A 26,651-nucleotide genomic window follows, 5' to 3' on the forward strand; every position below is an offset into this window, starting at 1 on the left:
GGTCTGCGGCGGCGAGGTAATTCCGATGCAATTGCGACGAGATCGGCCCGCGCGGGCCGAGCGAAAAGCTCCGCCGCCCGCGTCCGGAGCGACATGGTCGCTACCGCGCGGTCTGATCGTGATGCTTTCGGTCGCCGGGGCCGTGGTGGCCGTCATGGGTATGAAGGCGTTCGCCGGCGTGCTCGGTCCCACCTTCCTGGCGCTGATGCTGACCATGGCCGTTCAGCCGGTGCAGACCTGGGTGCAACGGCGCGGCTGGCGGCCGTGGATCGGGATGGTGGCGGCCCTGTTCCTGGTCGTTCTGATTCTGCTCGTACTGATCGGGGCGCTGGTGCTCTCGGTCGCGCAATTGGCGTCCGAACTACCGAAATACTCCGACAAACTCGACGACATGCTCAACGGTGTGCGGGGTACGCTCGCCGATTTCGGGGTGGACACCGAGCAGATCCACAACGCCCTCAACGGTCTGGATGTGGGCAAGGTCGTCGATCTGCTGTCGGTCGCACTGAGCAACGCGCTCGGGATCTTCTCGAATCTGTTTTTCGTTCTGGCACTGCTGCTGTTCATGGCGATCGACGGCATGATGATCGATCGAAAATTGGCGGTGGTGGCCAAGACGCGACCCGAAATCGCTTATGCGCTGGGTGTATTCGCCATCGGCACCCGGAAATATCTGGTGGTTTCCACGGTCTTCGGCTTGATCGTCGCCATCTTCGACGGCGGCGCCCTGTGGTTGATGGGCGTGCCGCTTCCGGTGCTGTGGGCGCTGCTCTCCTTCATCACCAACTACATTCCGAATATCGGCTTCGTCATCGGCCTGATTCCGCCGGCGCTGCTGGCGCTGCTCGACAGCGGTCCGATGCTGATGCTGTGGGTGATCGTCGTCTATTCGGTGATCAATTTCGTGATTCAGTCGATCATCCAGCCCAAATTCGTGGGAGATGCCGTCGGCCTCAGCGTGACCGTGACGTTCCTGTCGCTGGTTTTCTGGTCGTGGGTCCTGGGCGCGCTCGGTGCGCTGCTGGCGATTCCGCTGACGCTGCTGATGAAGGCGCTGCTGCTCGATATCGATCCGACCACACGGTGGGTCAACGTCCTGATCCAGGACCGGGCGCCCGATCCGGACGAGGAACCGTAGGCGGCGGCGACCCCACCCGACGACCCCAGCCGACGAGTTCAGCCGGCGGAGTCGGGAAGTTGCGCCATCCCCAGCAGTGTCAGGCCGAGCGAATCGATGCGTGCCAGCACGCCACGCATGGCCGTGGTGTCGGAGAGGGTGCCGAACAGTGTGGTCGTCCCCGCCGAGGAATGGTCACTGCGGCTCAATTCCGGAAATGCGGCCAGCGCCCGTTCGGACAATTCACCATCGATGACGAACTGATAGCGGATCGACAACGACCAACTCACCTCCTCGGCCGGGGTGCACGCGCGTCTCCAGGCTCGGGCACAACCGCTGGTAGTCGCCTCATCCGCCCGGGATGAGCTCGAGATCCGGCCGCGAACCGGTCCTGCGGGGCGACGGCGTCCGACACTCACCCGTCACGGGTGAAGCCATTGCGCACCGCGCTGGGCACATTCAGGGGAAGACCTCTCGGCTGGGAAGGAGTTCTGCCATGACCACAACCCCGCAGGAGCATCCCGTACGTCAGGGCATCGCCGCCGGAACATCGATCGGCGCGGCGATCCTGCTGATCACCGTCGGTGTGCTCTCGATCCTGGAAGGAATTTCGGCGGTCGCCAACGACAACCTTTTCGTCGTGGGCATCGACTACGTCTACCAGTTCGACACCACGACCTGGGGATGGATCCACATCGTGCTGGGGATCCTGCTGGTCATCGCCGCCCTCGGTCTCATGGCCGGCACCACGTGGGGCCGGATCGTGGCAATCACGTTGGCGGCGTTGTCCATCCTCGCGAACTTCCTGTGGCTGCCCTACTACCCGGCATGGTCGATCCTGGTGATCGCGTTGAATGTCGTGGTCATCTGGGCGGTCGCCACCTGGCAGCCCGGCCCGGACCGCGTCTGACCCCCGCTTCGCCGGGCTGTGACAACCGGCTGTGACGAATCATCAGCCGGCGGCCCGGCCTCGGCGGGATCCGTATCGTCGGAATTATGACCTCTCCGGAGCTGTCGAAGCTGGTTCAGTCGGTTGTCGAGCCCTATCTACTGGAGGGATCTCGCCGCTACAACCGGGTCGAGGTCGCGGAACTGTCGGGCGTACCGGCCGATCTGTCGCGGCGGCTGTGGGTTTCGCTCGGATTCCCGGCTCATGAGGACGACGCCGCGGTCGAATTCACCGACGGCGATGTGAACGCGGTCCGGAACTTCAGAAGTCTCGACGCGCTGGCCGGCGCCGATGTGCGCCGGCAGCAGGCGGCCGCGCGCACCCTCGGGCAGTCGATGGCGCGGCTGGCGGAATGGCAGGTCGATCTGGTCGCGGAGGAGATCGCCGACCGGATCCGTTCGATCACGGCGGGCGATCCCGCGGTGGACCAGGACAAGGTCGCCCGGGAGGCGACCGCCGAGGTGGTATCGGCGCTGCAGCAACTGCAGGCCTACGCGTGGCGGCGTCATCTCGCGGCGGCGCTGACGCGGTCGCTGGCCGGTGACGGCACCGGAGAAACGTTGCGGGAGTTGGCCGTCGGATTCGCGGACATGGTCGGCTACACCCGGCTGACCCGGCATCTGGAAGCCGACGAACTGGACGATCTGCTGGAGTCGTTCGAATCCGTCACCACGAACGCGATCACCGCGAACGGCGGCTGGACCATCAAGAATGTCGGCGACGAGGTGATGTTCGCGGCCGAATCGGCGGTGGCGGCCGCGCGGATCGCATTGGCGATCCAGGAGGCCACGACGAGTGCCGGAACCACCCCTGAACTGCGGGTCGGGCTGGCTTATGGCCAAGTGTTGCAACGTTTCGGTGATCTCTACGGGTCGGTGGTGAATACAGCGGCGCGGCTGACCGGGGTCGCCCGGCCGGGCACGGTCCTGGTGGACGACGGCGCGGCAACACAATTGGCGGACGAAGCCGAGTTCTCGCTGCGGCGTCTGCGCACTGTGCGGGTGCGCGGAATCAACCGTTTGGGTTCGCACGTGCTGCGGCGGAACGGTAGCTGACCGCATCTGTCGTCGGATCCGAAAACGCTGTCGCACAAGGGTGGAGGCGGCGTAGACGCCGACCGGAAAAGTCCCGGAATTGGAAGCGGGCCTCGGCGAAGGGGGGGAGTTAGCCGAGGCCCGCGTAGTCGGCCCGGGGGGGAGGGGCCGACGTGACTGATCCTACGCGACGATTCTCGTTTGTGTCTGCATGAGGGGCGCTAGTTTCGGAATTTTTTTCTCTGGCGTGTTGCGGGGCGCGTCGTCCGGTTTGCCGGAGGGTTGATAGTCGTCGGGGAGGCATTCGTGAATTACGTTGTAACGCAAAGGAATAAACTTGTTCCACGTGAAACGATCGGCCGTGGCGGGCCGCCTTCGCGAGCGTCGAATTCGGTAGCTGTGCGGGTGTGGCGGCGCACGACGGTGGGCGTTTTCACACCCTCGAGGCCCCGTGAGCGCCACGGCAGGTAGCCGTGCGGGCTGCACTCGAGTAGCGCGCTACTCGCGACCTTCGGGGCCGGGCGCGGGAGTATCGAGTCGGTCGCATCCCGCCGGCACCCCCGAGCACCGCCGGATCCCCGGGATGCGACCACCTCCGTCCTCTGCCCGGGTCGGGGCTCCCCCGCTCGGTCGATGTCCGATATGGGTTTATTCGGATGAACTTGTCGGTGGTGTGGGCAATACTGCACGGCAAGTAGCGAACCTCACATCCACATCGAACGGCAGGGGAAAAGCATGCCCGACGCCATCATCGCCGAGGGTTTGGTCAAGAAGTACGGTCGGCTCGTCGCTCTCGACGGGCTCGATCTAGCGGTTCCCGAGGGGACGGTGACCGCACTGCTCGGCCCCAACGGATCCGGGAAAACCACGACGGTCCGGGTGCTCACCACACTGCTCACCCCCGATGCCGGCCGCGCCACGGTCGCCGGTATCGATGTGCTGCGCGAACCGCAGCGGCTACGCGCCCACATCGGCGCCTCCGGTCAGTACGCGGCCGTGGATGAATATCTCACCGGCTTCGAGAATTTGGAGATGGTGGGGAGGCTGTACCACCTGGGCATTCAGCGCAGTAAACAGCGTGCCCGGGAACTGCTCGATCGCTTCCGGCTCAGTGAGGCGGCCGATCGGCCGGTGAAGGGCTACTCCGGCGGCATGCGGCGCCGGCTGGACCTGGCCGGAGCCCTGGTGGCGAATCCGCCGGTGCTGTTCCTGGACGAGCCGACCACCGGGCTCGATCCACGGGCCCGGATGGACCTGTGGGATGTGATCGAGGAACTCGTCGCCGGTGGTACCAGCCTCCTGCTGACCACGCAGTACATGGAGGAGGCGGACCGGCTGGCCGACACCATCGTGGTGATCGATCACGGCTCGGTCATCGCGCGCGGCACCGCCGACGAGCTGAAAGCTACGGTCGGGGGAGATCGGATCGAGTTGACGGTCGAGCATGTCGACGCGCTCGCCGTCGCCCAGCAGGCACTGGCCGGGCTGGCGGTCGGCGATATCCACGTCGAACCGGGGTTGCGGCGGCTCACCATTCCCGTCGACGACGGCTCGCAGGCCCTGGTCGACACCATCGAGCGGCTGTCCGCGCACCGGGTGCGCATCCAGGACGTGGGCCTGCGACGGCCCTCGCTCGACGACGTCTTCCTAACTCTGACCGGGCACGAGGCCGCCGACTCCATCGACCCGGCCGATGCCGCGCAGACCCTCGAACAAGCCACGGAAGGACAGAGCAGATGATCACCGCCGCGGCCGACACCCGCAGACCGACCCTTGCCGAACGCGCGGCCACCGTGGCCGGGGACAGCCTGACCATTGCCAAGCGCAATGTCATCAAGATCAAACGAGTGCCCGACGTGCTGATCTTCTCGACGCTGTCGCCGATCATGTTCGTCCTGTTGTTCGCCTACATCTTCGGCTCGGCGATCAGCGTGCAGGGCACTTCGTACCGCGAATTCCTGATCGCCGGCATCTTCGCCCAGACCTCGGTCTTCGGCGCCACGTTCACCGGCACCAGCCTGGCCGAGGATATGCAGCGCGGAATCATCGACCGGTTCCGCTCACTGCCGATGGCACCGTCGGCGGTGCTGGTCGGGCGCACCGTGGCCGATGTCGCCATCAACGTGGTGAGCCTGGTCGTGATGTCGGTGACCGGTCTGCTCGTCGGCTGGCGCATCCACGGGTCCTTCCTCGAGGCCGTGCTCGCCTATGCCTTGCTGTTGCTGTTCGCCTACGCGATTTCCTGGATCATGGCCGTGGTCGGTTTGCTGGTGCGGGCGCCGGAAGTGTTCAACAACGCCAGTTTCATGGTGATCTTCCCGCTGACCTTCATCGCCAACACCTTCGTGCCCAGCGAGGTGCTGCCGACGCCACTGCGCGTCGTCGCGGAATGGAATCCGGTATCGGCGGTGACGCAGGCGACGCGCGATCTGTTCGGCAACACGAGTCCGACGAATCCGACGCCGGATGTGTGGTCGCTGCAGCATCCGGTGGCGACGACATTGATCTGGGTGGTGGCGATCCTGGCGATCTTCGTGCCGCTGGCGCTGCGTCAGTTCAAGCGGTCCGTCAGCCGGTGAGCCTCTCACCTGGCGCTACTGCGAGCGGCCCGTGCCTGTGACAGCATGGTGCCATGCAGTTGGGGAGTTCCCGGAAATCCGGTCGGTTGCGTAATCGGCTCATCGCGGCGGGCGTTGCCGCCGCCGCGGGCGGTGCCGCATGGGTGGCCGCCTCGCGTCGCCCGCAGCTTCCGGAGCCGGCCGCCGAACCGCCGCGGCTGGGATATGCGGGCGAAGCGACCGCGCCCGAGACGGCGGCCTCCACCGACGACGCGGCGCACACCGGCTAGGCGCGCCCCGCGAGTACGGACAGCCGACATGGCACGATATTCGGCGTGACCTCACCGAATCAGACCGCCGTGGCCGTCCTGCACACCAACCTCGGCGACATCAAGATCTCGCTCTTCGGTAACCACGCCCCGAAGACGGTGCGCAACTTCGTCGGCCTGGCCGACGGCAGCGCGGCCTACACGACGAAGAACGCCAGCGGCGGCACCTCCGGACCGTTCTACGACGGCAGCGTATTCCACCGGGTGATCGATGGTTTCATGATTCAGGGCGGTGACCCGACGGGTACCGGCCGTGGTGGGCCGGGATACGAATTCGCCGACGAATTCCACCCCGAACTGCGCTTCGACCGTGGCTACCTGCTGGCCATGGCCAACGCCGGACCCGGCACCAACGGTTCGCAGTTCTTCATCACCGTCGGTCCGCAGCCGCATCTGAACCGTCGCCACACCATCTTCGGCGAAGTCGTGGACGCCGATTCGCGCAAGGTCGTCGACGCCATCGCGACCACCGCGACCGACCGCAACGACCGGCCGAAGGAGCCGGTCGTCATCTCGAGCATCACCCTGAGCTGACCCATCGGAGTTTCGTGAATCCGCAACCGCCCGCACCGACCTGCTACCGCCATCCCGATCGCACCACCGGACTGGCATGCACGCGGTGCGGGCGGCCGGCGTGCCCCCAATGTCTGCAACCGGCCGCCGTCGGACAGCATTGTGCGGAGTGTGTCGCGCAGGGCCGCACCGATATTCGGCCGGTACAGCCGACCGTCGGCGGTCCGTTCGCCACCGCTCGCCGCACGCCGTATGTCACCTATGCGCTGATCGCGATCAACGTCGCGATCTTCGCCGTCACCGCGAGTCAAGCGCACAGTGTCACCGACAATCATCTGTCGCGGCTGTTCTACGACTGGGTGCTCGCACCGCAGTGGGTTGCCCAGGGGCAGTGGATTCGCGTCCTCGGTTCCGGATTCCTGCACTACGGGCCGCTGCATCTCGTGGTCAACATGTTCGCGCTCTACATTCTCGGCCGCGATACCGAACTCGTGCTGGGACGTTCGCGCTTCCTCGCGATCTATCTGGTGTCGCTGCTCGGTGGATCGGCGGCGGTCATGTGGCTGGCGACCGATTCCGCCACGGCTGGTGCCTCCGGCGCCATCTACGGTCTGTTCGGCGCGATGACCGTGATTCTGCTGCGGCTGCGGCAGAGTCCGGTGCAGATGCTGGTGTTGATCGCGATCAACCTCCTCATCAGCGTGTCCCTGCCCGGCATCTCGCTGTGGGGCCACCTCGGTGGATTGGTGGCGGGCACGCTCGCCGCCGCCGGCATCCTGTTCCTGCCGGAATGGCTGCGGGCGCGCACGCGGGATTCGATCCGATGGATCGGATGGGGTGCGGTAGCCGGACTCGCCGTCCTGGCGCTCGCACTGATCGGTGCGGGTGCGGCGGTTCTCGCCTGATTCCGTGACCGCCTGATTCGACAGCGGCCCGCCCGGTTGTCAGCTGGTGCGGGGATCGGCGGGAACGAGACCGTGCACGGTCAGCACGTCCAGGACGTCCTGAGGATGGGTACCGAGGTCCCAGCGGCCGAAGATCACCAGCCGTTCCTCACCCTTGTGGTCGACATCGAGTTCCAGATTGGGGATGCTCCGGCCCAGCCGTCGGAAACCGACGACCCGTGCCCGCAGAATCTGCTCGGGTCCGTAACTGACCGGGCCGAACAGGCCACGAACCACCAGGTGGGCCGGTTTCCCGGGCACGACGGTCAGGCGCGGGCGTTGACGGAAGCCCAGTCCGGCCATGCACAGCAGCAGTGCCGCACCCAATCCGATCAACAGCCGACTCGGTGCGTCGGAGGCGAACGCGGCGGCCACGGCCAGCGCCACTCCGCCGAGGGTGACCGCGGCCAAGGCGGGCGCGGGGGTGGACCACTCGAGCCGGGGCGCCGACTCGGAACTGCCGAATTCCGGGCTGGATCCCGGGCGGTCGGACTCGGGGTGTTCGGGTGGTGTGCTCACGGTCCCCAATTGCTCCTCGAGTTGTCCACAGAGTCATCCACAGGTGTGCATGAATCACACACGTGTAATAAGGATCAACGCCCGTCTGACAGCGCGATCAACGCCATCTGTGCGACAGCACGATCAACGCCACCGCATCGTCATGATCAGGCCGATGACCATCAGTCCGAAGCCGATGAGGAAGTTCCAGGCGTTCAGATCGCTCATCCACTGGATGTGGTCGGCGCCCAGGTAGTAGACCAGCAACCATGCCAGGCCGGCCAGCATGAAGCCGAGCATGATCGCCACGTACCAGACCGGCGACGGACCGCCCTTCACCTTCACCGGGGTGCGGCTGGTCGGGTTGATCGTGTAGTCGGTCTTCTTGCGGACCTTCGACTTGGGCATGACGTCCTCGTATTCGGCGTGCAGGTCTGCCTAAAGGCTATCTCAGCTGCGTATCGGTGGTGGCGCCACGTACTCTCGAACCATGCGTGTTCTGGTCGTCGACAATTACGACAGCTTCGTATTCAACCTGGTCCAATACCTGGGCCAGCTGGGTGCCGAGGCGACCGTCTGGCGCAACGACGACTCCCGGCTGCAGGACACCGATGCCGTTGCCGCCGATTTCGACGGCCTGTTGATCAGCCCGGGCCCGGGCACACCGGACCGCGCCGGCGCGAGCATCGAACTGGTCCGCGCGTGCGCCCGGAACCGGACTCCGCTGCTCGGGGTGTGCCTGGGACATCAGGCGATCGGAGAGGCGTTCGGCGCGACCGTGACTCGTGCCCCCGAGCTGCTGCACGGCAAGACGAGTTCGGTCTTCCACATCGGTTCCGGAGTGCTGGCCGGGCTGCCCGACCCCTTCACCGCCACCCGCTATCACTCGCTGACCGTGCTCGAGGACACCTTGCCCGGTGATATCGAGGTGATCGGGCGGACCGAGAGCGGCATCGTGATGGCCATGCGGCATCGCGACCTGCCGATTCACGGTGTGCAATTCCATCCCGAATCGGTGCTCACCCAGGGCGGGCACCGGATGCTGGCGAACTGGCTCGAGGTGTGCGGAGAGCGGCCGGCCGAGGGCCTGGTCGAGACGCTCGAAGCCGAGGTCGCCGCGCTGGTCTGACGGGCTCGTAGCGCCGCACGCGAAAGCCGTACCGTGACAAGGAGTTTGCGCATGCATGAGCCCGGTGCGGTCGTAGTGACCCGGCGGCGCTGATGGCCCGGCCCTATGTCGTGCTGTCGGTGGCCACGAGTGTCGACGGATATATCGACGACGCCGGCCCGCAACGACTGCTGCTGTCCAATGCCGAGGATTTCGATCGCGTCGACCAGGTGCGTGCCGAGGCCGACGCCATTCTGATCGGCGCCGAGACCCTGCGGCGCGACGATCCCCGGCTGTCGCTGAGCAGTGAGCGGCGTCGCGAGGCTCGGATCGCGGCGGGAAAATCCGAATTCCCGGTGCGCGTCATCGTCACCGCGAGCGGTGAACTCGACCCCGGACAGCGGCTGTGGAAACAGGGTGGGGAGCGACTGGTCTATACGACCACGGCCGGGCGCGCGCGGCTGGGCGATCGGCTCGCAGGCCGCGCCGAGGTCGTCGCCCTCGGCAACTCCGTCGATTTCGGCGCGCTGCTCGACGATCTGGGCGAGCGCGGGATCGGCCGCCTGATGGTCGAGGGCGGCGGCCGCATCCACACCGCGTTTCTCGCGGCGGATCTGGCCGACGAACTACTGATGGCGGTCGCCCCGGTGCTGGTCGGGGACAGCGGGGCCCCGAAATTTCTGCATCCTGCCGACTTTCCCGGGGGTTCTCGGCGCAGAATGGCTTTGGTGGATATCACTCGTCTCGGCGATATCGCAGTGCTGCGTTATCTGCCGAAGCAGACACCGTCCGATGGGAGTTCGCCGACGATGGAACACTCACAGTGACGACCGAATCCGATGCGTGGGAGTCGGTCGAGTCGGCCAGCCGTGTCCCCGGCCGGCCGGGGGCGCACCGATTCTGGATGCATCACGCGATCGGCCTGGCCCGGCTGTGCCCGCCGAGTGCGACCGCTTTCTCGGTCGGCGCGGTGATCGTCGGCCCGGACGGCGTGGAACTCGCGCACGGTTACTCCCGCGAGACCGACGCGAAGGTGCACGCCGAGGAATCGGCGCTGAACAAACTCGGCGCCGACCCTCGGCTCGCTCAGGCCACTATCTACAGCACGCTCGAGCCGTGTTCCACCCGGGCCTCGGTCGGCCGCGCACCGTGTGCCGACCGCATCCTGGCCGCCGGAATTCCGCGCGTCGTCATCGCGTGGCGGGAACCGCGCACCTTCGTGGAGAACTGTGTCGGCGTGGAGAACCTGCGCGAACACGGCGTCGAGGTGGTCGAACTTCCCGACCTGGCCGAAGAAGCCATGTCGATGAATCGCCACCTCGCGCTGTGATCGCCGGCCCGGATCAGGGCGGTCCCAGCACTCCCGTGACGATCGTGATGGTCGCGTTGCGCGCCACCGATGAACCCGGTCGGGGCTGCTGATCGATCACCCGGCCGACATTGCTCGCGTCGAATGTGCCCTGCGTGCTCTGGCTGATCTGGCCCACGCCGCCGGTCCAGCCCACCGAGCGCAGTTTGTCCACGGCTTGCGACGGGGTGAGGCCGGTCAGCGACGGCATGGTGATCTGGTCGCTGGAGACCTGGACCGTGATGGTCGAACCCTTGTCGGCCATGGAGCCGCCGGCCGGATCGGTGGACAACACCTCACCGGCGGGCCGCGACGAGCTGACCTTCTGGATCACGACCTTGAACCCAGCGCTGTCGGCCAGGTTCGGTTCGGCCACATCGATCGACTGACCCACCACATCGGGCACGCGAACCTGGTCCGGACCCTTGCCGAGGGTGATCGTCACCTTGGAACCAGCATCGATCTTGGTGCCGGCGGCGGGGGATTCGGCGATCACCTTGTCCTTGTCCTCCGGGCTGGAGGCGCCCCGCTGGATCTGTGGATCCAGCAGCAGCCCGGCCGCGTTCAAATTCTGCTCGGCCTGCTGCTGAGTGAGTTTCGTCAGCTGTGGCACCGGCACCTGCTGCGGTCCGGTCGAAATCTGCAGGGTCACCGTGGACCCCTTGTCCACCCGAGCGCCGCCGAGCGGCTGCGTCGCGACCACATTGCCGCTGGCGACCTTGCCGTCGGGTTTCTGCTGGATGGCGACGTCGAAGCCCAGCTTCTCCAGATCGCTCTGGGCTTCCTGGGCGGGTCTGTTGGCCAGATCGGGGATCGCGACCTGATCGGGCCGGCTGCCCGGACCGATCAACACCCAGAACAGCGCGACCAGTACGGCGACCACCGCGGCCGCGCCGATGCCGATCCACAACTTGCGTCTGGATCCCTCGGATTCGGGTTCCGGCTCGTCGTCGCCGTCGTTGCGTTCGACCGTGCGGTAACTGCGCGGTTCGGGATCCATACTGCCGAGGAAGGTGGTGCGGTCCTCCTCGGTCATCACCATCGGGGCCTGCGGCTTCTGGCCGCCCAGCACCCGGATCAGATCGGCGCGCATCTCGGCCGCGGACTGATACCGGTTGGCCGGATTCTTGCTCATCGCCTTGAGGATGACCGAATCGAGTTCGCGCGGTACGCCGGGATGAACCAACGACGGCAGCTTCGGATCCTCGCGGACATGCTGGTAGGCGACGGCGACCGGCGAGTCGCCGGTGAAAGGTGGCTGCCCCGTGAGGATTTCGTACAGCACGCAGCCGACGGAGTACACATCGGACCGGGCGTCGACCTGCTCGCCGCGGGCCTGTTCCGGTGACAAATACTGCGCGGTGCCGATCACCGCGGCGGTCTGGGTCATCGGATTCGAGCTGTCGGCGATGGCGCGCGCGATGCCGAAGTCCATCACCTTCACCGCACCCTGGCGGTTGATCATGATGTTGGCCGGCTTCATGTCGCGATGCACGATGCCGTTCTTGTGGCTGAAATCCAGTGCGGCACAGACATCGGCGATGATCTCCATCGCCCGCCGCGGCGGCAGCGGGCCCTTACCGCGCACGATATCGCGCAGCGTCTCGCCGTCGACGTACTCCATCACGATGTAGGGCAGCGGGCCGCCGTCCACCTCGGCCTCGCCGGTGTCGTACACCGCGACGATCGCCGGATGGTTCAGCGCCGCCGCATTCTGCGCCTCGCGCTTGAACCGCAGATAGAACGTGGGGTCGCGAGCGAGGTCGGCGCGCAGCACCTTGATCGCCACGTCGCGACCCAGCCGCAGGTCACGAGCCTTGTGTACCTCCGACATACCGCCGAATCCGATGATCTCGCCCAGTTCGTAGCGAGAAGACAGATCCTTCGGGGTCGTCATGGCATTCCTTGTGAGGAGGTTTCAGGGTATCTACTGCTGTCGGCTTCGTGCGTACCGCCGACCCCTGGCAGTGAATCGCCGGCCCCCGGCAATGGTAGGTCGAGCGAGGGGTAGGACGGGCGTGTTGTGGGGCGTGTGGTGCGGGTCGGCCGCTCCCGGGTGGTGGTGGTCGTCGGCGGTGCCGTGGTGGTCGTGGTGGGCGGGGGTGTCGTCGTCGTGGTCGGCTCGGGGGTCGTCGTCACCACAGGTGGCGGGGCCGGTTGGGTGGTGGTGGTCGGCTCCTCGGTCGTCGTCCATACCGTGGTCGGCGGCGGGGGCGCGACGACGGAGGTGGTCGACTTCACCGGCGACACCGTCGAATCCGGCGCCTTACCGCTGAGCAGCACCCAAGCGGCCAGGCCGCCGAGCAGCACCGCGCCGGCGCCGAGCCCGGCCATCACCTTCTGACCGGTGGTGAATCCCGACTTCCCGCCGTCCTCGTCCGGGCCGCCGGGACCCGGCATCATGGCCGTCGAACCCGCCGCCGCGCCCACCCGGGCGGGTTCGGCGGCCGGGTAGCGGACGGTCGCGCCGTCGTAGTCGTTGCGCGGGATCACCGCGGTCGGACCGGGCGGGAGTACGCGAGTCGCACCGGTCTGCGGCACCGCACCTCCGCGCGGCGGCGGTGGGCGGCGACCCGCCCGGACCGCGGCCACGGCATCGGCGAATTCGCCGCCGCTGTGATAGCGGCGCGTCGGATCCTTGGTCATCGTGATGTCGATCAGCTCGCGCACGTTCGGCGGCAGATCGGCCGGCATCGGCGGGGGCGCCTCGCGCACATGCTTCATCGCCACCGTCAGGGCACCGTCGCCGGTGAACGGCCGATGGCCCGACAGCGCCTCGTAGCCGACGACGCCGAGCGAGTACACATCGCTGGCCGAGGTGGCGTCCTCTCCGGTGGCCTGCTCGGGGGCGATGTACTGGGCGGTGCCCATCACCATGCCGGTCTTGGTCACCGGTGAGGCGTCGACTGCCTTCGCGATGCCGAAGTCGGTGATCTTCACCTGGCCGGTGGGGGTGACCAGGATATTGCCGGGCTTCACGTCGCGGTGGACGACGCCCGCGGCATGGGCGACCTCGAGGGCGCGGCTGGTCTGTTCCAGCATGTCCAGCCCCTGGCCGACCGAGAGCCGGCCGAGCCGGTTCAGCACCGCGTTCAGCGGTTCGCCCTGGACCAGCTCCATCACCAGATAGGCGGTTTCACCACCCTGCGGATCGTAGGTCTCGCCGTAGTCGTAGACGCCTGCGATACCGGGGTGGTTGAGCTGGGCGGTGGTCTTGGCCTCGGTCTTGAACCGATGCCGGAACGTCGGATCCGCAGAGAATTCGGCCTTGAGGACCTTCACCGCGACCCGGCGGTCCAGGCGGGTGTCCAATGCCTCCCACACCTGGCCCATACCGCCCGTGGCGATCAGACGTTGCAGCCGATACCGATCGGCGATCAGGGCACCGTTGTTCAGCATGGCCGCCCCCGTCGGTAGGTTCGCCGATCACGACGTTGTTGCGTATCCACCTGGGGTCCTGGTCCTCGCTTACTCATTGTTCTCAGCCCCCCTGCAATCCGGCATCCAGCACCGCCCGTGCCACCGGCGCCGCCACCGATCCACCGGTCGCCGCCAGGGCACGGTCGCCGCCGTTCTCCACGATGACCGCGATCGCGATCTTCGGGTTCTGGGCCGGCGCGAACGCGATGTACCAGGCGTGCGGCGGGGTGTTGCGCGGGTCGCTGCCGTGTTCGGCGGTGCCCGTCTTGGAAGCGATCTGGTACGGCCGCGGCTGGGTGCCCCCGGCCGTGGCCTTCTCCGAATCGATCATCAGTCCGGTCAGCTGGCTGGCCACCGGGGCGCTGATCGCCTGCCCGACCGACACCGGTTTGGTGGTGGACAGATCGCGCAGGTCGGGACCCTGGGTCCGGTCGACCAGATGCGGTTCCATCCGCACACCGCCATTGGCTACGGTAGCCGCGATCACCGCATCGTCGAGCGGGGTGAGAGCCACGTCTCGTTGTCCGATGCTGGTCTGCGCGAGCGCCGCGTTGTCCGGAATCGGCCCGACCGTGCTGTCGGCCACCGGAATCGGAATGCCCGAATGCGGGCCGATGCCGAAGGCCGCGGCCTCGTCCTTGAGTTTGGCCGCACCCACCTTCATGCCGATCTCGGCGAAGGCGGTGTTGCACGAGAGCCGGAACGCGTCGTGCATGGTCGCGGTCGCACCGCCGCCACACGGGGTGCCGTTGTAGTTCTCCAGCGTGGTGTTCGTACCGGGCAGGGTGATGTTCGGCGCCGCGGTGAACGCGTCCTCCGGCTTGATCCCCATCGACAGCGCGGCCGCGGCGACGACGACCTTGAACGTCGAACCGGGCGGATATGTCTGCGACACCGCACGATTCAACATCGGCTGACCAGGGTCCGCGCTCAGCGATTCCCAGGCCTGGGTGGCACGCGCGCCGTCGTGCGTGGACAGCTGGTTGGGGTCGTAGCTCGGTGTCGACACCATGGTCAGGATGCGGCCGGTACTCGGTTCGATGGCCACCACCGAACCGGTGTAACCCTTGCTGGTGAGCTGGTCGTAGGCGACCTTCTGCATCATCGGATTGATGGTGGTCACCACATTGCCGCCGCGCGGATCGCGTCCGGAGATCATATCGATCAGGCGGCGGCCGAACAGCGCGCTGTCGGACCCGTTGAGCACGGAATCCTCGGAACGCTCCAAACCGGTGCTGCCGTACTGCATCGAATAGAAGCCGGTCACCGGGGCGTAGGCGGAGGGGTCGGTGGGATACGTGCGCAGATACTTGTAGCGGTCGTCGGTGGCCACCGAACTGGCGAGCACCGTGCCGCCCGCCGAGATCTGACCACGCTGGCGGCTGTACTCGTCGAGCAGGACCCGGGAGTTGCGCGGGTCGTTGCGCAGGCTGTCGGCCTTGATCACCTGGACGTAGGTCGCGTTGACCAGCAGCGCGACGATCATCACCATGACGGCCATCGCGACCCGGCGGAGCGGGGTGTTCATGCCGGCTCTCCCTTCTCGGGTCGGGGCGTCTCGGCGCGGATCATCTCGGTCTGCGCTTCGGCGATCGGCGCGGCTTCCCGGCGGCGAGCCGGCGCCGGCGCACGAGCGGCGTCGGAGATCTTGACCAGCAACGCCAGCAGGGCGTAGTTCGCGAGCAGCGAGGAGCCGCCGTAGGACACGAAGGGGGTGGTGAGTCCGGTCAGGGGAATCAGTTTGGTGACGCCACCCACCACCACGAATACCTGAATGGCGATGGTGAACGCCAATCCGGCGGCGAGCAGCTTGCCGAAACTGTCGCGGACCGCCAGTGCCGTGCGCAGGCCGCGCACCACGAAGACGGCGAACAGCATCAGCATCGCGGTGAGCCCGATCAGACCCAGCTCCTCACCGATGGTGGCGACGATGAAGTCGGTCTTGGCGAACGGCACCTGCGAGGGCCGTCCGCTGCCGAGTCCGGTTCCGGCCAGGCCGCCGGTCGCGAGACCGAACAGCGATTGCGAGATCTGGTAACCGGTGTTGTTGTAGTCGTCGAACGGGTGCAACCACGTCGACACCCGCACCCGCACGTGGCCGAAGGCGTTGTAGGCGAGGAAAAATCCGAGCGCGAGCAGTCCGGCGCCGACGATCAGCCAGCCCACCCGTTCGGTCGCGATGTAGAGCATGGCCAGCACGGTCGCGAAGATCAGCAGCGAGGTGCCGAGGTCCTTCTCGAAGAACAACACGACCAGGCAGGCCGCCCATACCAGCAGAATCGGGCCGAGGTCGCGCGGTCGCGGCAACTCCATCCCCAGGACGTGGCGCCCGGCCGCGGTGAACAGATCGCGCTTGGCGACCAGCACCGAGGCGAAGAAGATGATCAGCAGGATCTTCGCGAACTCACCCGGCTGCACACTGAAACCCGGTAACCGGATCCAGATCTTGGCGCCGTTGGTTTCGGAGAACCTCCCGGGCAGCAGCGCCGGGATCATCAGCGCCACCAGGCCGAGCAGACCGAGCGTATAGCCGTAGCGGGCCAGGGTGCGGTAGTCGCGCAGCAGCACCAGCACCGCGATGAACAGGGTGATCCCCAGCGCTGTCCACAGCACCTGTTGATTGGCGTCGGGGGAGGGGATCGACCACGAATTGTGGATCGCGGTCTGCTCGTCGGCGAGATCCAGGCGATGGATCAACACCAGACCGAGTCCGTTGAGCAGCGCCGCGATCGGCAACAGCAGCGGATCGGCGAACGGGGCGAACCGCCGCACCGCCAGATGGGCGACACCGAACAGCGCCAGATAGGCGAAACCCAATTTGGCCAGATCCCAGGTGATTTCCTGATCCTGACTGGCCTCCACCAGCACCAGCGCAACCGTGGTGATGACCACCGCGAAACCCAGCAGCAACAGTTCGACGTTGCGGCGGGTCGAGGGTGGCGGCGCGGGAGCGAACCCGCCCGGTGGACTGGGGAACGCTCCAGCGGACGGCGGTGCCGGTGCGGACATCAGTCCGCCTTCCTGCAGTTCTCCCCCGGAGTCTGAGGGGCCGGCGCCGCGGTGGTGGGTGCCGGCTGCTCGGAATGGGCGGGGGCATTGGTCGGGTTCGGCGCGGCCGTACCCGGGGTGTTGGGCGCGGGGGAGGGTGCGGGCGTGGCGGGAGCCGGGCTGCCCGGGGCCGCGGTGCTGCCCTCGGCGGGCGGCGGCGGGGCGACCGGCGGCGCCGGCTTGACGCAGACGGGCAGCAGATCGGTGGCGGCCAGCTTCTCCAGCTGACCGCGGGTGGAGTCGAATCCACCCGGCGGCAGCAGGCCGTTGTTGACCTTGTCGCGGCCGGTCTGCTGCAGATCGGCCACGGCCAGCTGCTTACACCCGCTGGGGAACCCGGCGCCGGGGCGCATGAGGGTGACCTTGTTGTGCGAGTCGACGCAGACCAGCTGGTCCACATCCTGAATCGAATAGCCGAGGACCGAGCCGGGCAGACCGCGCATGATCACCACGTTGCCGTTGTCGGCGCCCACGTAGTAGTTGCTGCGAATCATCTTGTAGCCCACCACGAGTCCGACCACGACGGCCACGACCAGGGCGACGGCCAGCGCGATCCAGCGGCCCTTGTGACTCTTGCGCGGCTCGGGCGGTTCAGCCGCGACCGCGGCCCGGCGAGGTGCCGCTCGCGGGGGACGCATGGCGGCGGCACGCCCGGCGGCGGTGTTGGGCGGCGGCGTGTCCTCGTCCTCACCGGAGGCCGCACCCGCCACGATGGGGTGGCTCTGGCCGTAGTCGAGATCGATCACATCGGCGACGACGACGGTCACATTGTCGGGACCGCCGCTGCGCAGGGCCAATTCGATGAGCCGGTCGGCCGCCTCGTCGGTATTGCCCTCGCGCAGGGTGTTCGCGATGGTCTCGTCGCTCACCACGTCGGACAGGCCGTCCGAACACAGCAGATAGCGGTCACCGGCGCGGGCTTCCCGGACGATGAGCGTCGGCTCGATCTCGTTTCCGGTGAGTGCCCGCATGATCAGTGACCGCTGCGGATGGGTGTGGGCCTGCTCCGGGGTGATCCGGCCCTCGTCGACCAGCGACTGGACGAAGGTGTCGTCGCGGGTGATCTGGGCGAGCTCGCCGTTGCGGAGCAGATAGGCCCGGGAGTCGCCGATATGGGCGAGGCCGAGCTTCTTGCCCGCGAACAGGATGGTGGTGAGCGTGGTGCCCATACCGTCGAGTTCGGGTTCCTCCTCGACCTGGTCGGCGATCGCGGCGTTGCCTTCGCGAATCGCCCGGTCGAGTTTGCCGAGCAGATCGTCGCCGGGCTCGTCGTCGTCGAGATGAGCCAGCGCGGCGATCATCAACTGCGAGGCCACCTCACCGGCGGCGTGCCCGCCCATGCCGTCGGCGAGCGCCAGCAGGCGTGCACCGGCATAGACGGAGTCCTCGTTGTTCGCCCGGACGAGACCACGGTCGCTACGCGCTGCGTAGCGGAGAACTTGAGTCACGATCGCAGCTCGATCACAGTCTTACCGACACGGACAGGGGTGCCGAGCGGAACTCGGACGGGGGTGGTGACCTTCGCTCGATCGAGGTAGGTCCCGTTGGTCGATCCTAAGTCTTCGACGTACCAGTCCTCGCCGCGCGGCGATAACCGTGCATGCCGGGTCGAGGCGTAGTCGTCGGTCAGTACCAGCGTGGAGTCGTCTGCACGCCCGATGAGCACCGGTTGGGTGCCGAGCGTGATCCGAGTGCCGGCGAGTGAACCCTGAGTCACCACTAGATACTTGGCGCCCTTCTGGCCACGGCTGAAGGATGGCAGCACCACCGAACCTCGGGTGGGTCGGGGCTGGATCCGAATGCCTGATGCCGCGTAGATGTCGCTGCGCAAGGTGCGAAGCACCGCCCACACGAACAGCCACAACAACAAGAGGAACCCCGCACGGGTCAACTGCAGGATCAGTCCCTGCACGGCGCTCCACCTCCTGTTCGACCGGTCCCGTAGTGGCGTTTCGTCCCCCAACCGGCGTGCTGGTCAGCACGGCCCGGCTGCCGAGCGAATGTTGGCAGCATAATAGGGCCGATGACCGGTTGCGATCACGATACGGGCGAGCGGTTTTCGCGCCCCATCGTGACCTGCACCGGCGAGCTTACGGGATCAGACGATTCGGATCAGGATCTCGGAATGCCCGGCCCGGATCACATCTCCGTCGGCGAGCTGCCAATCCTGGACGGGCGAGCCGTTGACCAGCGTCCCGTTGGTGGAACCGAGATCCGAGAGCATCGCGACCTGACCGTCCCAGCGCACCTCGATGTGGCGGCGGGACACCCCGGTGTCGGGAAGCCGGAAATGGGCGTCCTGGCCACGCCCGATGATGTTGCTGCCCTCGCGTAGCTGGTACGTGCGGCCGCTGCCGTCGTCGAGGTGCAGGGTGGCCGAATAGCCGGACCCGCCGCGCGCCGGCTGCGGAGCCGCTGCGTAGCCGCCCTGCTGTCCGTAGGCCGGCTGCTGTCCGTAGGCCTGATCCTCGGCGCCGTAACCGCCCTGGTCCGCGTACCCCTGATCGGCATAGCCGGGGTCGGCGTAGCCCTGCTGGCCGTAGCCGGCCTGAGCCTGATAACCCTGGTCGTATCCGGGGGCCTGGCCGTAGCCCGGCTGCTGACCGTAGTTCTGCTCCGGGTAGCCCTGCTGTTGCCCGTACCCCTGGTCGGCGTAGCCCTGCTGGCCGTAACCCTGGTCGTAGCCGCTCTGCTCGTAGCCGCCCTGTTCGTACGCCTGCTGCTGGCCGTACCCCTGGTCGGCGTAGGCCTGCTGGCCGTAACCCTGGTCGTAACTGCTCTGGTCGTAGCTGCCCTGCTCGTAGCCCGGCTGACCGTAGGCCGCGCCGCCCTGCTGGTAGTCGTAGCCGTTCTGGTAGTCGCCGCCGCCCTGCTGATAGTCGCCGTAGGCAGGCTGCGATTCCGGCGCGGCGTACTCACCGGCACCGGGATACTGGCCACCCCGGCCGTAGTCGTCCTGATATTGCGGCGCGGGGCGGCCCCCCGGCGGGGGTGCGTACCCGCGGTTGCGTGGATCGGACTCCGCGGGCTCTCGGCTGGGGTCGTAGCCTGAGTTCTGCGTCATGGGGCCAGCTCCTGGTTGCGGGTGTGCGGGTCGTTGTGGGGGTCGTCCAGGTCGATCGGGCGGCCGGCGCGGCGCCGGGGGGTTCCGGCGGCCCGCATCCGGGTCGACCCGGCCGTGCGTCCTGAACTGTCCGGTGTGCAGCGTAGGGGATGTCTCGAATTCGACGTGCACTTCACCGTAGGTCTGCCACCCCTGATCGCGGATGTAGTCCTGTAAATGCTTGGCGAACGCGCGGGTGGTCAACTCGTGGTCTGCGTCGAGTTCCTGCAGGTCCGTGGGGTTGACCGTGATGATGTAGACGTTCGGGGCGAGCAGATGCCCGCCGTCGAGTTCGCTCAGGCGATCCGAGGCCTCGCGCTGCAGCGCCGCTTCCACCTCCTGGGGAACGACGCTGCCGCCGAAGACCCTGGCGAAGGCGTCACCGACGGCGCCCTGCAGACGTCGCTCGAAACGCGAGACGATGCCCATACCGGCCTCCCTTCGATGCCCGCCCTCGTTGCCTACGCTGTATGTCTACGTCAGCTGATCGTCTGTGTCGTCCGGGCGTCACGATCCCGCGACACGACATGCCGATAGGGCGTGTCGTCGAACGGACACGGTCACTGCATGATATCCACGATCCTCCACCCCTGTAACTCACGACCGTCCACCCACGGTTCCCATTACCCGAAAATACTCGTCCGCAACCCTCGTGAGCAGGCGATTTCGTGCCCGAACCGAGCGCGTGATACTGTCTTCCAGTCGCTCGGGCGAGTGGCGGAATGGCAGACGCGCTGGCTTCAGGTGCCAGTGTCCTTCGGGACGTGGGGGTTCAAGTCCCCCTTCGCCCACAGAGGAAGAGCCGCAGATCGGATTCGATCTGCGGCTCTTCTTTTTGTGTGTCAGGCCGGGTACAGGGCCGCCCGCAGCACCGAAACCGCCTGGGCGACGGCTGCTTTCGCGGCGTTGGTGTCGTGCATGGAGTTGACCATGACGAAATCGTGGATGATGCCGCCGTAGCGGGTCTGGACGACGGGGACGCCGGCGTCACGGAGTTTGGCGGCGAAGGCCTCGCCCTCGTCGCGCAGGACGTCGGCCTCACCGGTGATCACCAGCGCCGGCGGCAGCCCGGCGAGCTGCTCGGTGGTGGCGCGCAGCGGCGAGGCCGTGATCTGGGCGCGGTCCGCTTCGCTGGTCGTGTACTGGTCCCAGAACCACCGCATCCCTTCCCGAGTCAGGAAGTAGCCTTCGGCGAACCGCTCGTAGGAAGGCGTATCGAAGTTGGCGTCGGTGACGGGATAGAACAGCACCTGCTGGACGAACGAGACGTCGCCCCGCTCCTTGGCCATCAGGGTCAGCGCGATGGCCATATTGCCGCCCACCGAATCGCCGGCGATCGCGATGCGGGTGGTGTCGAGCCCCTTCTCGGCGCCGTTCGAGCACACCCATTGCGCGACGCGGTAGGACTGCTCGTTGGCCACCGGGTAGCGCACCTCGGGGGAGCGGTCGTATTCGGGGAAGACGACGGCCGCGTGCACGCCCACGGCGAGATCGCGTACCAGCCGGTCGTGGGTGTGCGCATCGCCGAACACCCAGCCCGCGCCGTGGGTGTAGACGATGACGGGCAGGATGTCGGTCACACCCCGCGGCTTGACGATGCGGGCCCGCACCGACCCGGTCGGCCCGCCCTCGACGGTGATCCACTCCTCGTCGATCGCCGGCTTCTCGATCGGCGAATCCTGCACCGAATCAACGGCTTTGCGGCCCTCCTCGGGCGGCAGCTGATAGAGGAACGGCGGCTGGGAGGTCGCGTCGACGAACTCCTGCGCGGCCGGCTCGAGGGAGACGCCCAGCGGATTTCCGGTCATCGGGTTTTTCCTTTCAGCGGGTGTGCGGCTGCGAACAACGCGGCGCCCGACCAGTTTCCGCTGGTGGGAGGGCGGCGCGCCCCTCGCTACGGGACGCGAAAACACCGGATCAAGACACGGCGGCGACCAAGGGTGTCTCGCCGGAACCGGTCGATCGGAACCGGCGCTGATATTTACTGGGCGATATCCCGAGCCGGGCGACGAACGCGCGGCGCATCGCCTCACTGCTGCCGTAGCCCGCGGCCATCGCCGCCTCGGTCACTCCGAAGCCGGCATGCAGCATGTCGCGGGCGACCCCGAAGCGGATGAAGGCGACGTACTCGGCGGGGGAGCGCTCCAATTCGGCGCGGAACAGTCTGGTCAGATGGCGCGGACTGACGTTGGCGTGTGCCGCCAGCGTCCGAACGGTATGGGGGAAGGCCGGATTCGCGCAGACGAGGTCGACGGCCTTGCGCACCAGCGGGCTGCGCGGCGCCGGCCCCGACAGCGAGGCCGAGAACTGCGACTGCCCACCCGCGCGCTGCATGTACACCACCATGAGCTGGGCGATCCGGCGCGCGATGTCGGGGCCGAAATCCTCCTCGACCATCGCCAGCGCCAGGTCGACCCCGGCGGTCACTCCGGCCGAGCTGTAGAGGTTTCCGTCACGCACGTAGATGTCGTCGGCGGCCACGTCGATCGCGGGATAGCGCCGGGCCAGATGGGCGGCGAACTTCCAGTGCGTGGTGGCCCGGCGTCCGTCGAACAGGCCCAGTTCGGCGAGGACGAACGCGCCGCTGCACACCGATGCCAGACGCCGGGTGTTCCACGACAGTCGCCGCGCCGCCGCGAGCAGTTCGGGTGTGACGAATTTCGAGGGCGGCAGCTCACTGCCCGGAATCACGACGGTGTCGAAGGCGCCCGCGTCGGCTGCCGCGACAGCGCATTCGATCCGGGCGCCGATCGAGGTCTGCACGCTGCCGCCGTCCGCCGACACCAGCACGACCTCGTATCCGGGGCAGGCTTGGTTGGCCTCGACGAACACTTCCGCGGGACCGGTGAAGTCGAGCATCTTGACGCCGTCGAAGACCAGAATTCCTACCCGCCGACGCGGTAGTTGAGCAAGTTCGAGGGCCATCCCGCCATCATTCTGGAGTCACGCCTCCAGAACAAGCTTTGTGGCCGGGGTCGCAGTGGGATTGATACGGTGGGCGCCATGGGGAGGCCACGACAGTTCGATGAATCGGCCTTGCTCGACGCCGCCACCGAACTGTTCTGGTCGCAGGGTTTCGAGCAGACGTCGGTCGAGGACGTCTCGCGGGCCAGTGGCATCGGAAACGGCAGCATCTACGCCGCCTACCGCAGCAAGCGCGGACTGTTCCTCGCGGCCTTCGAACGCTATTGCGAGGGCCGCGCCCGCCTGGTCCGGGAGGTGGTGACCTCGGCTCCCGGTTCGGCGCACGCGGCCGTGCGCGCACTGTTCGAGGCGATCATCGACGACTGCGTCTCGCAGCCCGACCGGCGTGGTTGCCTGATGCTCAACAGCATCGCCCAGCTCGGCTCGCGGCTGCCCGAGGTGATCAGCATCGGGAATCGGACCACCGCCGCCATGGAACGCAGTGTCGCCGAGCGGCTACGCCGCGCCGCCGAGGAATCCGGCGCCGAACTCGACGCGGCGACCCTGGCCGCCTACAGCGCCACCGTGGTGATGACCGCGCAGGGCCTTATCCAATTGAGCCGCTTGGGAACTCCCCTCGGGCGATTGCGCGATATCGCCGAGGTGTCGAGTCGCAATCTGCCCGAGGCGTGGAACGTTCCGGTCGCGAACCGGGTGCGCTGACGGCATCGTTTCCGGGGACGTTTGTCAGCGGCCTCGCTGCGTGCGCACGTAGTCGACGGCGTCCTGCGTGACAGCGTCGGTGATGTCGGCGAATTCCTCGTGCTTCTGGATGTAGCCGGCCACGAACGGGCAGATCGGCACGATCCGCAGACCGGCCTCGCGGGTACGGTCCAGTGCCTGTGAGACCAGGGCGCCGGCCAGGCCGCGTCCGGCGAAGTCGGAGTCGATTTCGGTGTGGTAGAAGATCCGCTGCCCGTCGTGGTCGAGGTATTCGGTGAATCCGGCGAGCCGATCGTCCACGCTGATTTCGAACCGTTCCGCGGCCTGCGTGACGACCGGGGTGGGTTGCTGTTCGGCGGTCATGGGTCTCAGTATCGCGGTCCGGCAGGTCGGATACCCGCAGGTTCGAGCGAGGGCGCGCGTGCCGGTGTGATCTTCGCCGCACTTTCGGCGGTTGACCGGTCGTTATTCGCTTCGGATATCACCGGTGAAAAAATGTCGTTCGAGTTCGCTGTCGAAATAACTGTGCAATTCAATGGAAGCGCATACGCAACCATCTGAGAATTACCTGACAGCAGACTTGGAAACTCCGGCAGTAACAAACTTGAAGTTTGTTTGCTGGCCGAGAGAGGTGGGTATAGCTGGTCGGCCGCAGGTGGATTGAGTCCCTGACCTGCAGTGATGACGAACGGGTGAGCAACAGGCGACGCGCCGGAGAATCATCGCGGTCCGGGTATCCGGCACCGCGAGTAACGGCCGAATTAGCAGAAAAATCCCGGCTACCGGAGCGTTGCGGTATGCGTGGGACCGTTATTTCCGACCGCCCGCCAGGTATTTGCGAATGGTCTCCGGAGATGCTGTCGGACTGTGGGTTTCGGCTCGGTTACGGCCGGGCAGACGGAGTGTGCAGGAGGTTGCGCAGGGATAACGATTGTGTAGAGTCGACGGTAACGCTGGCCGCAGCTGAGCTGGACTCGCTGCGGCCAGTGGATCTCAAATCGGCACTCCGATGATCCTTCGAATCCCCGCCCTCTCGCAAGGGATTTTCTCAGCCTCAGCAGAATCCGCCCCGGCGTTAGCTCGATATGCGCTCGCTCGCATCCGTCGCGGACCGCAACGCCGCGCGTTCCTGCACCGCTCGGCGCCCCGGGCCGAAGACGTAGGTCAGAAATCCGAGCTCGGCAACCAGCCCGACACCGATTCGCACCGGCGCGGGCCAGTCGGCGGGTGTGACGAAACCCTCGATCAGGCCCGAGACCAATAAGACCGCCACCAGCCCCAGTGCGATCGTCGCCGTCGCCCGTCCCTGCCGGGCCAGCGCCTCGGCGCGTGACGACCGCCCCGGCTCTATCAGCGTCCAACCCAGTTTCAGCCCCGCGCCGCCGGCGACGAAGACGGCCGTGAGCTCGAGCATGCCGTGGGGGAGCAGGAATCCGAAGAACGAGTCGAGCCGCCCGGCATCCGCCATCAGCCCCGCGGAGACTCCGACGTTCAGTGCGTTCATGAACAGCAGATAGGCCGCCGGGAGAATCAGGATGCCGGTGAACAACGCGATGGCCGACACCCAGGCGTTGTTGGTCCACACCTGTGCGGCGAAGGCGTCGTGGGGATGTTCGGAGTAATAGGACTCGAAGCGGCCGCCGGGGGCGGTCAGCGATTCCGCATTCGACGGCAGCCCCAAAGTCCTTCGCGCCGAACCCGAGCCGGACACCCAGATGCCGATACCGGCCGAGACGGCCAGAAACGCCGCCGCCACCGAGGCCCACCAAGGCCACGCTCGATACACCGCGGCGGGGAACCGATGGGTGAAGAAATAGCCGATCTGCGACCACGTGTCGGTGCGCGCGCCCAGCAGCCGTCCCCGGGCCCGCGCGAGTACCGCGCTCAGACCGTTGATCAACTCCGGATCGGGCGAATGTGATTGCAGCCGCGCCAGCTGCTGGGAGGTGCGGCGGTACAGGGCCACGAATTCGTCGACCTCGGCGCCGCTGAGCCGCCGCTGCGCGGTCAGCCGGTCGAGCCGATCCCAATGCCGCCGCTGCGCGAACGAATAGGCATCGACGTCCATCGGCTCCTCCTGTGCTCCTGCGGGACACCCGCACCCGATCGAATCGCCGCAATGAGCTTCGCAGGGTATCGCGGCGATTCTCCCGTGTCCGCCCGGTCCTCTCGAAGGCTAGTTCGCACGCGCCCGATTCGGGATACTGGAGCGATCATGGCCGATTTCACCACCGGGGAGGCCGTCTCCCTGCAGTTGCCGATCGCGCGCATCCCCACCCGGGCCGCGGCCTTCGCGATAGATCTGGTGCTGCAACTCGTGCTCGGCCTGCTGTTGTTGTCGGCCGTCTTCGCCGTGTTGTTCCGATTCGAACCCGACGGCGCGTGGGTCGACGTGGCCGTGCTGGTGACGATGGTGACCGTCCTCGTCGGCTATCCGGTCGTCAGCGAAACACTGATGCGCGGGCGGACCGTGGGAAAACTGGCGCTGGGCCTGCGCGTGGTGCGCAGCGACGGCGGGCCCGTCGATTTCCGGCACGCGCTGACCCGCGGCCTCGCCGGTGCCCTCGTCGATTTCTGGAATCTCGGTGGGTTCGGTCTGGTCGCGGTGGTCACCTCGCTCTGTTCGCCGCGGGCGCGCCGGGTCGGTGACATCCTGGCCGGCACCGTCGTGGTGTCGGATCGGGCGCGAATTCCCATGCCCGCGCTGGCCACTGCCCCGCCCTGGCTGGTCGACTGGGTGGGCCGGCTGGATCTGTCCGGTCTCACCGAGGATCTAGCGCTGCCCGTGCGGCGGTATCTGACCCGCTTCCCGCAGCTCACCCCGCAGGTGCAGGCGGAACTCGGTGCGGCGCTGGTGATCGCGGTGTGCGATCAACTGCGGGTGGCGCCACCGGCCGGATATCCGCCGCTGCACATCCTCGGCGCGGTCATCGGGGAGCGGCAACGCCGGATTCTGCCGCCGCCACGCCTGCCATTCTGGCCGATGCCCCAGCAGTGGGTGCCACCCGCCGGGCCGGCGCAGCCGTACGCACCGGTGGTCCGGCCGGGAGCGTGA

At 67.1% G+C, this 26,651-nt stretch carries 27 protein-coding genes and 1 tRNA gene; 14 read left to right on the plus strand and 14 right to left on the minus strand.

All coding sequences use genetic code 11. The features are described from left to right. Positions 1–25 precede the first annotated feature (25 nt). Positions 26–1,138: an AI-2E family transporter gene (locus IG65_RS0121250; protein WP_030516693.1), complete on the plus strand. Its 1,113-nt coding sequence runs from the start codon at positions 26–28 to the stop codon at positions 1,136–1,138. Between the two features lie 38 nt (positions 1,139–1,176). Here the strand turns inward: IG65_RS0121250 and IG65_RS0121255 are convergent, their stop codons facing one another. Then, positions 1,177–1,407 carry a hypothetical protein gene (locus IG65_RS0121255; RefSeq protein WP_030516694.1) on the minus strand — a complete coding sequence of 77 codons (231 nt, stop codon included), beginning with the start codon at positions 1,405–1,407 and terminating at the stop codon, positions 1,177–1,179. A 206-nt stretch (positions 1,408–1,613) separates the two neighbouring features. Between IG65_RS0121255 and IG65_RS0121260 the strand changes: the two genes are divergently transcribed. From IG65_RS0121260 to IG65_RS0121290, 7 genes are all read left to right on the plus strand, one after another. Next, positions 1,614–2,027: a hypothetical protein gene (locus tag IG65_RS0121260; RefSeq protein ID WP_030516695.1), complete on the plus strand. Its 414-nt coding sequence runs from the start codon at positions 1,614–1,616 to the stop codon at positions 2,025–2,027. 86 nt (positions 2,028–2,113) lie between these two features. Further along, complete coding sequence (locus tag IG65_RS0121265) at positions 2,114–3,121, plus strand: adenylate/guanylate cyclase domain-containing protein (protein WP_030516696.1); 1,008 nt, start codon at positions 2,114–2,116, stop codon at positions 3,119–3,121. A gap of 714 nt (positions 3,122–3,835) precedes the next feature. After that, entirely contained in the window at positions 3,836–4,840 is a 1,005-nt protein-coding gene (locus IG65_RS0121270; protein WP_030516697.1) for a daunorubicin resistance protein DrrA family ABC transporter ATP-binding protein, read from the plus strand. Then, a complete protein-coding gene (locus tag IG65_RS0121275; protein ID WP_081879640.1) occupies positions 4,837–5,679 on the plus strand; it encodes an ABC transporter permease in 843 nt (280 codons plus the stop codon). The genes IG65_RS0121270 and IG65_RS0121275 overlap by 4 nt, the downstream gene beginning before the upstream one ends. A gap of 53 nt (positions 5,680–5,732) precedes the next feature. Beyond that, the gene (locus IG65_RS34975) at positions 5,733–5,948 is read left to right on the plus strand and encodes a hypothetical protein (protein WP_036525358.1); all 216 of its coding nucleotides are present in this window, start codon (positions 5,733–5,735) and stop codon (positions 5,946–5,948) included. Between the two features lie 45 nt (positions 5,949–5,993). Next, positions 5,994–6,521, plus strand: coding sequence for a peptidylprolyl isomerase (locus IG65_RS0121285; RefSeq protein WP_030516699.1), 528 nt, complete (start codon positions 5,994–5,996; stop codon positions 6,519–6,521). A gap of 14 nt (positions 6,522–6,535) precedes the next feature. Continuing rightward, positions 6,536–7,405, plus strand: a complete 870-nt coding sequence (locus tag IG65_RS0121290) for a rhomboid family intramembrane serine protease (RefSeq protein ID WP_030516700.1) — start codon at positions 6,536–6,538, stop codon at positions 7,403–7,405. A 39-nt stretch (positions 7,406–7,444) separates the two neighbouring features. On the opposite strand, the gene IG65_RS0121295 is transcribed toward IG65_RS0121290, so the two are convergent. Next, positions 7,445–7,963 carry a PH domain-containing protein gene (locus IG65_RS0121295; protein ID WP_081879641.1) on the minus strand — a complete coding sequence of 173 codons (519 nt, stop codon included), beginning with the start codon at positions 7,961–7,963 and terminating at the stop codon, positions 7,445–7,447. A 123-nt stretch (positions 7,964–8,086) separates the two neighbouring features. After that, on the minus strand, positions 8,087–8,350 hold the full coding sequence (gene crgA / locus IG65_RS0121300) for a cell division protein CrgA (RefSeq protein WP_030516702.1): 264 nt from the start codon (positions 8,348–8,350) through the stop codon (positions 8,087–8,089). Positions 8,351–8,432: 82 nt separating this feature from the next. Between crgA and IG65_RS0121305 the strand changes: the two genes are divergently transcribed. The 3 genes from IG65_RS0121305 to IG65_RS0121315 all read left to right on the plus strand — a co-directional run bounded on the left by IG65_RS0121305 (position 8,433) and on the right by IG65_RS0121315 (position 10,380). Further along, positions 8,433–9,071: an aminodeoxychorismate/anthranilate synthase component II gene (locus IG65_RS0121305; protein WP_030516703.1), complete on the plus strand. Its 639-nt coding sequence runs from the start codon at positions 8,433–8,435 to the stop codon at positions 9,069–9,071. Positions 9,072–9,163: 92 nt separating this feature from the next. Then, positions 9,164–9,877, plus strand: a complete 714-nt coding sequence (locus IG65_RS0121310) for a dihydrofolate reductase family protein (protein ID WP_030516704.1) — start codon at positions 9,164–9,166, stop codon at positions 9,875–9,877. Further along, positions 9,874–10,380 (plus strand): deaminase, encoded by a 507-nt coding sequence (locus IG65_RS0121315; protein ID WP_231509332.1) that lies wholly within the window; start codon positions 9,874–9,876, stop codon positions 10,378–10,380. Before IG65_RS0121310 ends, IG65_RS0121315 begins: the two co-directional genes overlap by 4 nt. Positions 10,381–10,393: 13 nt before the next feature. Here the strand turns inward: IG65_RS0121315 and pknB are convergent, their stop codons facing one another. The 7 genes from pknB to IG65_RS0121350 all read right to left on the minus strand — a co-directional run bounded on the left by pknB (position 10,394) and on the right by IG65_RS0121350 (position 20,398). Beyond that, a complete protein-coding gene (gene pknB / locus IG65_RS0121320; RefSeq protein WP_030516706.1) occupies positions 10,394–12,295 on the minus strand; it encodes a Stk1 family PASTA domain-containing Ser/Thr kinase in 1,902 nt (633 codons plus the stop codon). After that, positions 12,292–13,797, minus strand: coding sequence for a protein kinase (locus IG65_RS0121325; RefSeq protein ID WP_030516707.1), 1,506 nt, complete (start codon positions 13,795–13,797; stop codon positions 12,292–12,294). The genes pknB and IG65_RS0121325 overlap by 4 nt, the downstream gene beginning before the upstream one ends. A gap of 82 nt (positions 13,798–13,879) precedes the next feature. Then, entirely contained in the window at positions 13,880–15,346 is a 1,467-nt protein-coding gene (locus tag IG65_RS0121330) for a penicillin-binding protein 2 (RefSeq protein ID WP_030516708.1), read from the minus strand. Continuing rightward, positions 15,343–16,827 (minus strand): FtsW/RodA/SpoVE family cell cycle protein, encoded by a 1,485-nt coding sequence (locus IG65_RS0121335; protein WP_036525362.1) that lies wholly within the window; start codon positions 16,825–16,827, stop codon positions 15,343–15,345. Before IG65_RS0121335 ends, IG65_RS0121330 begins: the two co-directional genes overlap by 4 nt. Next, positions 16,827–18,314: a PP2C family serine/threonine-protein phosphatase gene (locus tag IG65_RS0121340; protein WP_030516710.1), complete on the minus strand. Its 1,488-nt coding sequence runs from the start codon at positions 18,312–18,314 to the stop codon at positions 16,827–16,829. The genes IG65_RS0121335 and IG65_RS0121340 overlap by 1 nt, the downstream gene beginning before the upstream one ends. Further along, positions 18,311–18,778 carry an FHA domain-containing protein gene (locus IG65_RS0121345; protein ID WP_030516711.1) on the minus strand — a complete coding sequence of 156 codons (468 nt, stop codon included), beginning with the start codon at positions 18,776–18,778 and terminating at the stop codon, positions 18,311–18,313. The genes IG65_RS0121340 and IG65_RS0121345 overlap by 4 nt, the downstream gene beginning before the upstream one ends. Positions 18,779–18,964: 186 nt before the next feature. Next, positions 18,965–20,398 (minus strand): FhaA domain-containing protein, encoded by a 1,434-nt coding sequence (locus tag IG65_RS0121350; RefSeq protein ID WP_030516712.1) that lies wholly within the window; start codon positions 20,396–20,398, stop codon positions 18,965–18,967. Between the two features lie 279 nt (positions 20,399–20,677). Between IG65_RS0121350 and IG65_RS0121355 the strand changes: the two genes are divergently transcribed. Then, a tRNA-Leu gene (locus IG65_RS0121355) sits at positions 20,678–20,760 on the plus strand. Positions 20,761–20,811: 51 nt separating this feature from the next. On the opposite strand, the gene IG65_RS0121360 is transcribed toward IG65_RS0121355, so the two are convergent. Together IG65_RS0121360 and IG65_RS0121365 are read right to left on the minus strand one after the other, a co-directional pair. Further along, the gene (locus IG65_RS0121360; protein WP_030516713.1) at positions 20,812–21,777 is read right to left on the minus strand and encodes an alpha/beta hydrolase; all 966 of its coding nucleotides are present in this window, start codon (positions 21,775–21,777) and stop codon (positions 20,812–20,814) included. Between the two features lie 109 nt (positions 21,778–21,886). Beyond that, entirely contained in the window at positions 21,887–22,894 is a 1,008-nt protein-coding gene (locus tag IG65_RS0121365; protein WP_036525364.1) for a GlxA family transcriptional regulator, read from the minus strand. A gap of 78 nt (positions 22,895–22,972) precedes the next feature. Between IG65_RS0121365 and IG65_RS0121370 the strand changes: the two genes are divergently transcribed. Beyond that, positions 22,973–23,596, plus strand: coding sequence for a TetR/AcrR family transcriptional regulator (locus tag IG65_RS0121370; protein ID WP_081879642.1), 624 nt, complete (start codon positions 22,973–22,975; stop codon positions 23,594–23,596). A 24-nt stretch (positions 23,597–23,620) separates the two neighbouring features. Here the strand turns inward: IG65_RS0121370 and IG65_RS0121375 are convergent, their stop codons facing one another. Then, positions 23,621–23,959, minus strand: coding sequence for a GNAT family N-acetyltransferase (locus tag IG65_RS0121375; protein WP_030516716.1), 339 nt, complete (start codon positions 23,957–23,959; stop codon positions 23,621–23,623). Between the two features lie 712 nt (positions 23,960–24,671). Then, complete coding sequence (locus IG65_RS0121380; protein WP_030516717.1) at positions 24,672–25,664, minus strand: stage II sporulation protein M; 993 nt, start codon at positions 25,662–25,664, stop codon at positions 24,672–24,674. A 147-nt stretch (positions 25,665–25,811) separates the two neighbouring features. On the opposite strand from IG65_RS0121380, the gene IG65_RS0121385 reads away from it, so the two are divergent. Continuing rightward, positions 25,812–26,651, plus strand: a complete 840-nt coding sequence (locus IG65_RS0121385) for an RDD family protein (RefSeq protein WP_030516718.1) — start codon at positions 25,812–25,814, stop codon at positions 26,649–26,651.

This window comes from Nocardia sp. NRRL WC-3656, from assembly GCF_000720265.1.
In the GTDB taxonomy this organism is placed as follows: Bacteria; Actinomycetota; Actinomycetes; order Mycobacteriales; family Mycobacteriaceae; genus Nocardia; species Nocardia nova.